8 protein-coding genes are annotated in these 13,330 nt (G+C 53.3%); 1 reads left to right on the top strand and 7 read right to left on the bottom strand.

The annotated features are described in order from the left end of the window. Positions 1-124 precede the first annotated feature (124 nt). Positions 125-3,427: a maltose alpha-D-glucosyltransferase gene (gene treS, locus GGR27_RS12810; protein ID WP_168037912.1), complete on the top strand. Its 3,303-nt coding sequence runs from the start codon at positions 125-127 to the stop codon at positions 3,425-3,427. A 205-nt stretch (positions 3,428-3,632) separates the two neighbouring features. On the opposite strand, the gene GGR27_RS12805 is transcribed toward treS, so the two are convergent. From GGR27_RS12805 to GGR27_RS12775, 7 genes are all read right to left on the bottom strand, one after another. Next, positions 3,633-5,348 (bottom strand): soluble NSF attachment family protein, encoded by a 1,716-nt coding sequence (locus tag GGR27_RS12805; protein ID WP_168037910.1) that lies wholly within the window; start codon positions 5,346-5,348, stop codon positions 3,633-3,635. After that, complete coding sequence (locus GGR27_RS12800) at positions 5,332-7,818, bottom strand: hypothetical protein (protein WP_168037908.1); 2,487 nt, start codon at positions 7,816-7,818, stop codon at positions 5,332-5,334. Before GGR27_RS12800 ends, GGR27_RS12805 begins: the two co-directional genes overlap by 17 nt. Beyond that, entirely contained in the window at positions 7,818-8,546 is a 729-nt protein-coding gene (locus tag GGR27_RS12795) for a hypothetical protein (RefSeq protein ID WP_168037906.1), read from the bottom strand. Before GGR27_RS12795 ends, GGR27_RS12800 begins: the two co-directional genes overlap by 1 nt. Further along, the gene (locus GGR27_RS12790) at positions 8,519-9,655 is read right to left on the bottom strand and encodes an AAA family ATPase (RefSeq protein ID WP_168037904.1); all 1,137 of its coding nucleotides are present in this window, start codon (positions 9,653-9,655) and stop codon (positions 8,519-8,521) included. The genes GGR27_RS12795 and GGR27_RS12790 overlap by 28 nt, the downstream gene beginning before the upstream one ends. Next, on the bottom strand, positions 9,652-10,296 hold the full coding sequence (locus GGR27_RS12785) for a hypothetical protein (protein WP_168037902.1): 645 nt from the start codon (positions 10,294-10,296) through the stop codon (positions 9,652-9,654). Before GGR27_RS12785 ends, GGR27_RS12790 begins: the two co-directional genes overlap by 4 nt. A 429-nt stretch (positions 10,297-10,725) precedes the next feature. Beyond that, positions 10,726-11,796 carry an App1 family protein gene (locus tag GGR27_RS12780; protein ID WP_168037900.1) on the bottom strand — a complete coding sequence of 357 codons (1,071 nt, stop codon included), beginning with the start codon at positions 11,794-11,796 and terminating at the stop codon, positions 10,726-10,728. Between the two features lie 317 nt (positions 11,797-12,113). Next, positions 12,114-13,310, bottom strand: coding sequence for a TlpA family protein disulfide reductase (locus tag GGR27_RS12775; protein ID WP_168037898.1), 1,197 nt, complete (start codon positions 13,308-13,310; stop codon positions 12,114-12,116). Positions 13,311-13,330 lie beyond the last annotated feature (20 nt).

Below are 13,330 nucleotides of genomic sequence, written 5' to 3'. Positions count from 1 at the left end.
CCCATCTCGTGAACAGCGACCCCACCTATTTTCAACATCTTCCCAAAAAAATTTGCACATCCCACCTAACAGTGCGTTTTTACGGGGTCTACCTTCGTAGACTCAATCTAGCAGACCCCAATCTATGAGCACAACCGCCTACCGTCGCGAGCCTTTATGGTACAAGGACGCCATCATTTACGAGCTGAACATCAAAGGTTTTTACGACAGCAACGCCGATGGCATCGGTGACTTCGCCGGCCTCGAACAGAAGCTCGACTACCTCGAAGAACTCGGCATCACCGCCATCTGGGTCCTCCCCTTCTACCCCAGCCCGCTGCGGGACGATGGCTACGATATTCAGGACTACTACAAAGTCTCGAACGCCTACGGTAACCTCGACGACTTCAAACGCTTCCTCGACGCCGCCCACCAGCGGGGCCTCCAGGTAATCACCGAACTGGTGATCAACCACACGTCGGACCAGCACCCCTGGTTCCAACGCGCGCGCAACGCACCGATCGGCAGCAAGGAACGCGATTACTACGTGTGGAGCGACGACGACCAGAAATACCCCGACGTCCGCATCATCTTTACCGATACCGAGACGAGCAACTGGACTTGGGACCCGGTCGCAAAACAGTACTACTGGCACCGCTTTTTCCACCACCAGCCTGACCTCAACTACGACAGCGAGCACGTCCAACAGGAGATCTTCGACGTGCTGGCTTACTGGATGGACATGGGCATCGATGGGTTCCGCCTCGACGCCATCCCCTACCTTTTCGAGCGCGAAGGCACCAACGGCGAGAACCTGCCGGAAACCCACGTCTTCCTCAAGAAACTACGCAAGTACGTCGATGAGAACTACGACAACGTCCTTTTCCTGGCCGAAGCCAATATGTGGCCGGAGGAAAGCGCCAGCTACTTCGGTGACGGCGACGAGTGTCACATGAATTACCATTTTCCATTGATGCCACGGCTCTACATGAGCGTCAAGATGGAAGACCGCCACCCGATCACGGACATTTTCGACCAGACGCCCGCCATCCCCGAAAACTGCCAGTGGGCTACTTTCCTGCGTAACCACGACGAGCTGACGCTGGAAATGGTAACCGACGAGGAGCGCGACTTCATGTACAACGTCTACGCCAGTGACCGCACGGCCCGCATCAACCTCGGTATCCGCCGCCGCCTCGCGCCGCTGATGGATAACGACCGCAATAAGATCGAGCTGCTGAACGTGCTGCTGATGAGCCTGCCCGGCACGCCCGTCCTTTACTACGGAGACGAGATCGGTATGGGCGACAATTACTACCTCGGTGATCGCGACGGCGTCCGGACACCGATGCAGTGGAACAGTAACGAGAACGCCGGTTTCTCCGAGGCCAACCCGCACTCTCTTTACCTGCCCGTAATTCGCGATACGGAATATTCCTACCGCTGGGTGAACGTCAAGCGCCAGCAGCAGAATCCGAACTCGCTGCTAAATTGGACCAAAAAACTACTCGCCAAACGGAAAACTTCCAAAGTTTTCGGCCGGGGAACGATCCGCTGGCTCACGCCCGACAACAGCCGTATTTTGGCGTTTATCCGGGAGTTTGAAGACGAGGCCGTCGTGGTCGTTGTCAACTTAAGCCGCCACGCTCAGGCGGTAAATCTGGATTTACAGGAATTCGAAGGCAGCAAAGTGCGCGAAGCCTTCGGGCGGACGCACTTCCCGGACGTAAGCCGCGACCCCTACGTCGTCACGGTAGCTTCCCACGGTTACTACTGGCTGCAACTGGAATCTATTAATTTGGGAGGGGACGATCGTCGGCAACTAGTCACGGCGGAACTGAACGCCACCAAGCTAAAAGACTTTTTCGACCGCAAGAACCTGCGTAAGCTGACGGCGGATATTCTACCCAACTACCTGCAAAGCACGAGTTGGTTAGGCGCCCGTTCCGAAGACCTGGAAGAAGTAACCATTCTCGACCACCGGATGCAGACAAATTCGCAGCGGCACTTCGGTTGGATGCTGTTACAGGTTAACTTCCTGGAGGGGTTACCGGAATTAATTCAATTACCCATTGCGTTCCATAATTTCCGGGAGGAAGTCGATTACGCACAGCGGGAAGAAGCGATCGCCCTCGTCAATTACAAGGACGATAAGGTCGTTTTGATCGATGCGCTGTACGACGAAGACTACCGCCGCGGCCTTGTTGACGGGCTAAAAGAATTCGGCGAATTGCCCGGATTTAATTTCGTTGCTCAGGATTCGATGGCCACTACCGGGCCACAGACCGCTAGCTTGCTTCATTCCGGGACGGAGTACATGCTGTTGCAGTCCAAAGACTACACCATCAAGTTCTACCGCCGGGTAGACACTACGGACGTACCCGACCTGGAGATCAAGCGGATGCTTACGCGCCGGGGATTTGCTAACGCACCGACGGTGGTCGGCACCTTGCACTTCGCACCAAAAAACACCCAGAACGCGACGCTCGCCATCTTCGAGCAGCGCATCAGTAGTGGTGGTAGCGCCTGGGATTACGTCGAGAATAACATGCAGCGGTTTGCCGAGGACGTCGTGTCATTGCTGCAACGCGAAAACGGGGAGGCTCCGAAGGCCCAGCCCGACGAAATTGCCGTGACCGACCGAATCATGTACGCAGACATGCCGGAGACGATCCAGGATGTGTTGGGTTCACCTTTCATCACGAAACTAGCTGAACTCGGACGGACGATTGCTTCCTACCACACGGTAATGAGCGACGTTAGTTCGGAAAAGAACTTCGAAAAAGAGGCGCTTAGTCTGCACTACCAGCGCAGCGTTTACGCGGGTTTGAAGGGAGACGTGCGGTCGACGCTCGATCTCCTCCGCAAGTCGATGGGGGAACTCAATGACGACGCCGCCGGTCTGGCCGAGGCACTTCTGGCCCAGGAGGAAAAGATGCACACCAAGCTCAAGCGTCTTTTCGCGCACAAGATCGAGGCGGATAAGATTCGTATTCACGGAGACTTCACATTGATGCAACTGGCGCAGGTCGACGACACCTTTGTGATTCGCAACTTCGACGGCGACCCCGATCGGACCTTTAGCCAGCGTCGTCTGCGTCGGAGCCCGGCCAAGGACATTGCTAACCTGATGCGGAGTATCAGTTACGCTTGCGGCCTGGTCTACGAAGACCTTGCCCCCGGCCTGCGCGACGAAACCGCCGCCCACCTGGAAGACTGGCTGCGCACCGCCAACCGCTATTTATCGGCGGAGTTCCTAACGGCTTACCGGAAGGCAACAACCGGCACGCGCTTGCTTCCTGCGGACGAGCACGATTTGGAAGTGATGCTCGATACGTTCCGGATCGAGAAGGCGCTGCAGGAGTTGCGGTATGATTTGAATTACCGGCCTGGCCAGGCGATTGTTCCTTTGCGGGGGTTGCTTGAGTTGGTGGAGGATGAGGAGTAACCTCTTTTATATGCCGTATGATTACCGAATGCCGGGGGACTTATTGTTCTCCGGCATTTTTTATTGGGGAGGGCGCGGTCGCAGGTGCCGGGTATTAAAGGAAATGCAATGCCTGTTGATTTATCTGTATGGCCACGGTTAAAGTAACGGGCGACGTGAAGTTCGCCCTCACCAAATAAGCAGCGCGAAATATAAAATGCTTCAACTAAGCTGGCGGACGGGTTCTCACCTTATGCTTACTTAGCTCATACCGCAGCGTATCCGCCCTCAAGCGACTATTTTTATCGTTGAAGGCCAGTAACTCGTGTGCGGATATTCTCCCGTCGGAAAGAAGTTTCGAGAGCAGCCCGTATGCCATGTCCTTAACGTCTTCCCGGTGTTCGTCTTTCTTAGCGTACTCACCGCTCAACACCTTTAGAAAGACCCTGTCGTTCTGGGTGTTTAATTGGTGTTCGCTAATTCTTTTGATTTCCCGCCACGCTGCTTCACCGTCGGTAATGTTGGCTAAATAATACTGTAAACAATTGTAGGCGTTGACGTTCTCCTCCCACCCCCGGAGGAGTATTTCCTGCGCCCGGGGAAGGTTACGCAACTTCTCTTTGCTCAACTTAGCGGCCCTGATGAGCGCGTTGTGGAGCAGTTCTTTTTCTAGTTGCCGTTCGTAAGCGGTTTGGGCGGATTCATCGTCGCCCCGCAGTACGTTGAGGTCGCCTGCTTTTTCCCAGTCTTCTAATTTCTCGTACAGTGTGATGGCCTCAGCATAAATTTTTCCGGCTTCGTAGCACTCGGCCGCCGCCCGTTCATTTTTCAGGTAGCGCAGGCATACTACGGCTGCTTTCTCGTAGAACTTTCCTTTTTTCAGCGTCTCCGCGGCCGCAGTGTGATTTTTGAGTAGTTTGAGGTACACGTAGGCGGCTTTTTCGTGTTTACCGCTGTTTTCCAACGCACGAGCCGTAGCTACGTACTGTTGGCGTAAGCGGTGAAGCTCATCCCCTATATCAACGGAACCACCAGCACCACCGGCTCGGCCACCGAAGAGGGAAAAGCCAGAGCCTCGGTCCCGCATTTTGAATGTACCCTTAGGGCCACCGCGCGAAGACCCGTGCTCATCGAGGGGGATGGCGTAACGCAGGGCCGCCTCGGGGTCTTTTTGCATCAAGTCGAGCAATTTATCCACTTCGCGCTTATTTCTATTCTGAAGATCTCTGAAGTCTTCCAGCAAGTGATCATGAGCGTTCGCGCCAGACAAACCAAGCATTACCGCCAGCCGTTGGAGTTTGTCGGCCCTGGGGTTCAACGTGGCCTTATCTCCGTCGCCGGTCATGACGGACTCGTAAAGTTTGAGCCGCAGCTTTTCCGCAAGAGAGAGCGGTGCGTCCGCTAGCTTTTCCCTGGCTACGCCCGCGTCAAGAGCGCTTTCGATGTCCTCGCGCGGGGTAGCGGCGACACTGAACGCCACGACCTCCCCGGACGAAACAACGTAATCCGCCGGGCGCAGACTAGCCAATACCGGCACTTCCTCCACCACCAGGCAGTCACTCATCAGGAGGGGAGACATCAGTTTAAATAGTCCGAAATCGGGGTGCAACACGTACGTGTCTTCCCGAAACAATTGCTTGAGGTCATGATCCGTCAATTCCGGCAGCACCCGTGATTTTGCCGGAACGATTAGTTGGCTTGCCGCCAGGTGGGCGGAAGCAAATGGATCGAGTTTGTCCGCCGGTAATTCACCGGTAGTAATCACCAGATAACCCCACGGCACGTTGGCCCGCCGGGAGGGTAATCCGTACACCCTGATGTGTGCCGGGTCTAATCCCAGGCGGTCAACGGCAGCAATCCATCTCGTCGGGTCCTCCCCTTCGACGAAAAAGCCGCAGCCGGGGTACGGATCTTTTTCGTAGCGTTTAAGCGTTAGTTCCATGGTTGACGATGTGGCTGATGAAGGATTTGATGTACTGATCGTAGAAAACCATTGGAATTTTTTCTTGCTGTTGAAGGCCTCTTTTGTAAATTCGATAGGACAAGCCGCCCAATTTAGATTCTAGCCGGGCGAGCTTACCGGCGCCGTGACAGATGATCATGCCGTCTTTAGCCATTTTTTCCGCTCGCCGCAAGTTTACGTTATCCAAGCATTCATTGATAATTCTGATCAGTTCAGGCTCGTAATCGCTGGCATTATTGATTATGATTTCAATTTGGTATTTCTTTTGATAGTAGGCCGGCCCCGAAAAAACATCAGCGGTAGCTCCCGCCAGCGGAACGTCTAGCTGAGTAGGTAGGTGAACGTCCGCCAAGTCTGCGTTTGCCGATACCAACGTCAACATTCCATCGGGGTTATGAACGACGGAGCTTCCGTCGGGAAAGGTCCAAGTTCCCGGCGTAATTTCATCAGCCACAACTTTTACGCTTCCCTCAAGGTATTGCCGATGGTGTAAATATATTTTGTCGTCCGTACAAACCAAGTCGTGTTTTCTTATACGCAGGAGTTCATCGTCGGTAATCAGCACTTGATTAATCTTCCGGAAAAAGTTATTAGAATTTTCGTGGAACTTCTGTTTTTTAGTGCGTTCACGCGTGGTTACATTTTGTTGAGAGATATGTCCCAAAGTGTCAATGCAGAGGGTACTATCCGGCAAGATGGACTTAAAAAGCTCTTGCTCAACGTAGAAGGTGCGCTTGGTGGTTAAGCGCCGATCTAACGCAATCGTGATCGGCTCGCCACCGGGGTAACTGACGACGGTGTAGGTTTGGTTATCGGTTGTAAATAAAGCAGTAACGGAAAGATCTTCGTGGGTAATAACGGCTTTCAAAATGTCTGTTGATCGACCTCCGTCACTCAGAAATTCCCAGCCACTATCAGCGCTAACTTTGCCCGAGTACAACCGCATTAGGGCATTGTTAACCGTTAGTCCATACACGAAGCGATCTCCCGCCCAGGTATGTTTTATCTTCATTTCCGGAAATAGGATGGGATAATTCGTAGTCCCAAAAAAGGTACTGACCACCTTATTGTTCTTTAGTGTCGACTCAGACCACAATTTATCCAGCGGCACCTTCAACTCCTGTACGAAGCGCTTTCCCCGCCTCAGATTCTTGTACACTTTAATCACCCCCCGCTCATCCGGGTGAATCCAGTGGTCGATACGTTTACCCAACTCCTCTGACATCCGTTGCATACCCGGGGTCTTCAAAGAGGCCGCGGTACCCAGGAAAAACAGCTCACCCGCTTTAATATCTTCACGGGAGAACAGTTGCTCAATACCAATTCCGGGGTCCAGCGTATCGTCCAGCACGTTTAGTCCGTCGATAACGTCAACCAGGGTGTTGAAAGCTATTTCCCGGTAAGACTTACCCACCAGAAAGACGCGGTAGGGCTGCTTATTTTTTGGGTGTTGCGCGATGGCGAGCGCCGCGGCAAAGGAGATGGTCCGAATATCGCCCCAGTTTTTCAGCGTAGCGTCGATGAGCAGTACGCGGGGGTAAACATTATCCGCCGGCGGGATTTCCCGGTGCTTGTACAGTGCTTCGCCGTTAGCCAGGCGGGAAAGCAGGACGTGGTCGTCGAGCGCGTATTCGGAGGTCAGGAGCTTATCAAAGCTGCCCTTGTTGGTAATGTCCGCTACGCCACCCAGCGGCTGCTCGCTCGGCAGGCTAGCGTGGAAGGGGATTTGTAAACCACTGATGAGACTGGCCACCAGCGCACCGACGTGGATAGTTTCGGGGTGATTGATTAGCTGGTTGATAAGGCTTTTTTCTTGTTCTTGCTGTTCGGGTTCCAGCTCGAGTGCTGCGAGCGCTTGCACCGGCGGCAGGTCCGCTATCCGCTTCAGAATGGCCTGCACGCTGGTCAGTTCTCGCCCGATAATGGCCAGGGTCTTAAAATCTCTGGCTATTTGGGTAATCCTCTGCTGCTCCGTCAGCGCCAAACCCCGCCCTGCGTTCGCGTACTGTTCCGTGAAAGGAGCCGCTTTCAGCTCCGACAGAATTTCGTGGGACCTTTTCACGCTCACCGCGTTGTGACTATTTTTAAAAATAGCCCGGAGTAATTGAATGCGTAAATCCCCTTTTTTAAATTGGGCTGGGACCTCGGTCAGCAGCTTCGCGAACCAAATCCCCTCATTTATTTCTTCGGTGAGTTCAACGCAGGACGACACGATCGCCATCACGTCATTGAGCGTATGGACGCCCTGGGAGGTGGTGGCGGCGGTTGCTAGCAGCAGCGAGCCGAAGCGGGGCAGGCCGTGCGGGGCGAGAGACAACACCAATTCACCGATCACCTGGTCGGTGTAGCCTAGGGTACAGCCACCGGGCACGGCAATGACTTTCCCCTGGTCTTCGTAGCGCCAAAAGTTATTCTCGGAAGACTGTAAGTACCTGCTTGCTACACTCATCAGAGTTGTTTGGTATTGACGAAAGAACCTTTGCTCAGGTGGTTAAAATCGGATCTTCTTAATTTGTACCGCTCCCCTTTTTCGTTCAGGATGTACCAGTATTCGTGGCCATCCCCCAGTGCTTCCTGGTAGCTATTCGCCATGCTCGCAAACCGTAATGCCCAACCGGCGGGAATCAGAAAGCAAGCCCGGATGTAGTAATCCTGCCCCCGAATGGGCAGTAGTGGCGTACCGATGAGCAGCGCGCGCTCGCCTTCGAGCACCGTCCACCGCAACGGAGCCAGCCGGACGCGCGGCGCGTCGTAGAGGTACTCCCCCAGCGTGGGCAGGCTGACGACGGTAGCGGTAACCGCCCGCTGAATTTCGGAAGGAACGAGGGATAAGCGGTGCGCCCGGGCCACACCGAAATAGTTGAAATTTTCTTCGGGTAGCGTAATTTTTAAACCGCGCTGCGGGTCAGTCCAGAGCAGACTGGGCTCGACCAGCGCGGGTAAAGATTTGCCGAGGGGGTACAGGCGCGTCTCCAGCAGATAATACCTTTTAAGCAAGGGAATACTGACTACGTTGACCGACTCCACGCCTTCCCGGGAAAAACCCCGGAGCCAGATCAGCCCGTCCGCGGTCGCCATCTTTAGCCCCGGCCATTTTCTGAGCGCGTAGAGCGACTGAACGTACCGGGCGGGGGCGGCTACCCAGTATTCTACGTGGTCTCCAGCATGGTCTGCCATAACGCGTCTGCTTTTTCGGTTAATACCTTTTTGTGTTCGGGGTTACGCACCCATTTGCCCCTGGTCTGTACGTACCGAAGTTTATCCTTAATGACGTTCCGCTCTTCCAGGGAGGTATTTTCGTTCGTCCATTTATTCCGTAGGTCGGCCAGTTCCCGCAGAAGCTGTTCCGCATCGGGTTGCCGCCGGGCTTTCGCTTGCGGGTGTTGTTTTTCTTCGGGGTCATTTTCGATGACGGTGCTGACCATTCCGGCCAGGATGTCGATCTGTTCTTCCGTATCCCAGGTATGTTGCAATACCCACAGGTCGGAGATAACTGCGTGGCCCCTCCCGGCAACGTGCGCGCTGGCCGCGATGAGGTACTGAAACTTTACGGCCCGCCGGTCGGAGACTTTCACACCGGCGTTCCGCATGCCGTGAACGAGGTTGAGGTAATCCCCCCGAATGGCGCTCAGATCGACCGCGCGTGCGGCTGCCTGCATTTCTTTGATTTCGCCCGGCGTGAGCGATGGCTTTTCCGCCGTCACTTTCCGCCCGTCCAGTTGCCAACCGGCCAGGAGGACTTTTTCCAGGTCCTGCGGATCGACGTTATCACACTTTATCCGGATCAGGAAACGATCCAGCAGGGCTTCGAGCGTTTCTTCCTCCGGCAGCAGATTGCTGGCCCCGACGAAAGCCAGGACGGGGAGTTGAATAAGTTGCTTTCCCCGGCGGAAGATTTTTTCGTTCAACGCCGTAAGCAGACTGTTCAAAATGGCGCTGTTGGCGTTAAAGATTTCGTCCAGAAACACGACGGAGGCTTCCGGCAACATCCCTTCGGTGTTGGTGACCAAATCCCCTTCCTTGAGTTTCCGAATGTCGAAGGGGCCAAAAATTTCGCTGGGTTCGGTAAACCTAGTAAGCAAGTATTCAAAGTTCTTACCGTTCTCAATGCACGAAGAAAGTAACCGTACAATGGCGCTTTTGGCGGTGCCGGGCGGCCCGAGCAGAAAGGCGTTTTCCCCCGCCACCAGGCAAATACCGAGCAGGTCGATGACGTCGTCCTTCCCCACGAAGGTATTCTTGACGAAGGTCAGCACTTCGTTAAGTTTATCCACTGGCTTATTCATGATATTAGTTTTAATTCTTTCCAATAGGTGGCTCCGTGATTCCCCAACACCGCGAGAACCATTCCCCGTAGCTCCTCCCGCCCAGCCATTACTTCATTCCCCGTCTCAATAACTCGGTCCACGTAGAGCCGGACGAGACATTCATTTTCTAAGATCAAATTTAAGTTCGCTGGTTCTGGAGGCAGATCGGCGAGTAGTCCGGTGTAGTGCCACTCCCGTAGTATTTCTTTCAGGATCAGAATCAACTCATCCTCCACGTCGATCACCTCCAGGTGCCGCACGATAGTGGGCAAATAGCGGAGGCAGATATCCGCGGAAATAATGGCCGCGGCGGTCCGATGTTGGCCAAAACGAGGAAAGTAGTGGGCCAAGGCATCCGCTTCGTGACTTCGGTACATTAACAATTGCGCGGCGTGAAAGACCACTTTTACCGCCCAGCCGGTAGCGGCCGAATCCCAGGCGGGAGCGGTTGCGGGATACCCCGTGGCTTCCTTTACGAATCGTTCCTCTAGCAGCTTCAGCACCGCCTTCATTTCCATTTCCGGCACCTCGTCGATTCTTCCGTACAGCACCAATTTGTTCGTCAACACCAGTTGCTCGATCGCTTGCAGGAAAGGCATTTTTTGGGTGTAGTCGATCATAATATTTACTTAGTCAAAATTGGCTTAGTGCTTAGTAGTCCAAGTCGCAAGTAACGAGGATTTATCTCATTCGGAATGCCAACAACGACGATGGAAGCGGGAATAGTTGCGGATTGAATGGCTCTTGATAATCAGCGCGGCTGAGGAGTGCTGGTTTACGGCGCGCTTAAATTTTACCGAGGCTAAATGTAAAGAATTAGCTCCGCTACTCCTCCGGTGTCGCGTTTTCAGCTACAAGAAACTGCGCGCCTAAAGAGCCAAACAAGTCATTCTCCCTAGCTACGTTTGTAAAGGGTGAATATTCGGGAAGTCGGTAATTTGAATACGCTATGAGCGTAAAATCATTTTTGCGCGGCCGCGGGTGCCGTGGATAGTACCAAACAAATGAAACCGCGGTGATTACGGGGCGGTAGCCGGGGATAACCTCGCTCAAACCACCCAACCCTGCACCCGCGCGTGCGCCGCCGCCTCTTCATAAGTCCCGACCAACTTAACGTTAATGCCAGAAACCCCCTCAATCAAAGACTCGATCCGCTGCGCCCGCGCCTCGTGCTGCACGTCGCGGATGTAGATGCAGAGAATGCGTTCCGGGTTATTGCGGGCGGCTTCGATGTAAATGTCTGTGTCGTGCTCGCCGGAGTCGCCCAGGAGGATGAACTTCATGTGGGGGTAGGTGCTCAGGACGCGGTCGACCATGTCCGCCTTGTGGGTCTTGTAACTGAAGGTGGTGTCTTCGCTCGGCAGGCCGAAGTCGCGCAGCAAGATGGGCCCCTTCGGGAAGTGGTTGATAAATAGGAAGTCCTTCAGCAGGTCGTAGAGGTTCCAGGGGGAGTTGGAGACGTAGAAGAAGGGGTTGACGCCCCGTTCGTCCGGCCCCAAGCTGAGCGCCTGGTAAAAGTCCGACACCCCGGCGAAGGCGCGGCGGTTGCTGGCGTTCTTCAGGATGGTGTGGAGCATCGTTTTGATCTTGAAGCGGCTCGTCACGTCGGTTTGTAGGATGGTGTCGTCGATGTCGCTGATGATGCCGAACTCGGCTTCGGTGGGCACGACGATGGCGGAGTGGGTGACGAAATTCACGTCAGGCTCGTCGGGAATACTGACGACGGTGATCTCGGCTTCTTCCCAGAGACCGTCTTCATTATGGACGTGGCGATCCGGGGGGCAGGTGTGCTCGACGTGAAAATAGCCCTCGTCGTTGGTCGTCCGCTCGAAGGTGTAATCGCCCCAGGTAATCTTGACCTTTGCGCCCGGTATCTCGCGGGAGTTGAAGCGTTTGAAGTTATTAGAGATATTGTCCCACAGCTTATCGCGCTCGTCGCGGCGGATGCCCCGGTCGCGGAGGACACGGCCGGTGAGGAACAAGTAATCTTCGCGGCCGAAACCGACGTAGTTAGCGACGGTAATCGGTTTGTCGTTGCCCCAGTCGAGGCGGTCGACGAGGTCGTCCCACTCGCGGTGGGCTAATTTTCCGATGGATCTTAGGGCGGAGGATATGGGCATGGTGGGGTAACGCAGCTTCCCCGGTTGGATGTTCTTTGGTTCGTCCCCGCTAGCTTTAACAAACCTAGTATCCTGCTAAACATTTTCCCCGGACGCTTGGAGGACCTCAACAATTTCGCCTTCGGCTTCACGGCAGAGGACGCTCCAAGGTCCTCAAATAGGATTTTAGAACCTTGGAGCGTCTCGAAACTAAAGCGTAGCGAAGGGTTTCGAGTCCTCCAAGCGTCCGATTTGAAAATGTCCAGTAGTGTACAAATCTGGCACCCGCGACCGCGCCCCCCAATCCTACTCATTCGTTATGCGCCCCGCGGGGGTATTTATTTCTTATAATACTGCTCAACGAATTTTACCAACTCTTCCCCTCTAATATTCTTCGCAAGGATATCCATTCCTTCTTTATCAATCAGGTACGTTGTTGGTATCGATTCAATCTTGTAAGTAGTATAAACAGGCGAGTCGGTACCCAGTAAATCTGAGACATTAATCCAGGTCATTTTGTCTTTTTCAATTGCTTTGAGCCACTGATCCCTACTTTTGTCCAACGAAACACTGAATACCTCGAACCCTGCGTCCTTAAAACGATCGTAAAGTGGCTTGACAAATTCTCTGTTTTCGTACCGACAAGGGGAGCACCAGGAAGCCCAAAAGTCCACTAGCACCAAGTTCTTCCCCGTACTATCCAAACTTACCATCTTTCCTTCGCTGTCGATTATCCGTAAATCAGGCGCTACACTACCTACTGGCAGCACGTACTTGACTTCATTTATTTTCTCAGCGAGTTGCCTGTAATACGGATGATTCACGTAAGTCGAATCAATGCCGTTAAATACTTCCTCATAGTATTCAATGTCGTTGTCAGCACTTTGGTCGTAATCATACACACTCAAACCGATTGTTCGGTCGTAGATGTTAGCGGAACGGTCGATGAAGTCCGCCAATAGTTTATTGTTATCGTTTATTACTGCTTCCAATTTACCGAGGAAAACCGACTGCAGCGAATCAATATCTTTCCCCCGCAAATATTCTTCGTCGGTAAACTTAGCGTTGACTTCATCACCTACCGCGTACACGGGTTCCCGAATTTTTCTGATTTCTTCATAACTCCAACTAGCATCTCCACCGTTTATAGAAAACGATTTTGTGAGGTTCGATACACTTCCCGTTAGATAATACGACCCGTTATTTTGGAGTTCGAACAACGCGTAGTTCTCTTTACTTGTCCCTCCGTAAATAAATGCTCCCTCAGCATCCGCTGGTCTAACGTCGATTCTGTACAAGCAGTCAGTGCAGGGGAGTTCACCTAACGAAAATTCAAAATTCCCGTTACTATCGAGTGATGTGGTATCAATATTATACCGTTCGGTTGAGGCGAAGACTGAATTATAATCCGTAATCGCTAATAGGTAGACCTCCCGTGACCACCCTTCCGCTGATTCAAAGTGCCCGTTAATTTTAGTTTGCCCAGCTACGTAAGCTGACAGTAACAGTAATGTGGTTACGAGTAAGCTTTTCATTTTCTATTATTTTCGACCAA

The organism is Neolewinella antarctica, assembly GCF_011927835.1.
GTDB classification, from domain to species: domain Bacteria; phylum Bacteroidota; class Bacteroidia; order Chitinophagales; family Saprospiraceae; genus Neolewinella; species Neolewinella antarctica.
The sequence above is the reverse complement of the archived record's forward strand: the minus strand, read 5'-3'. Positions and strand labels throughout refer to the sequence as shown.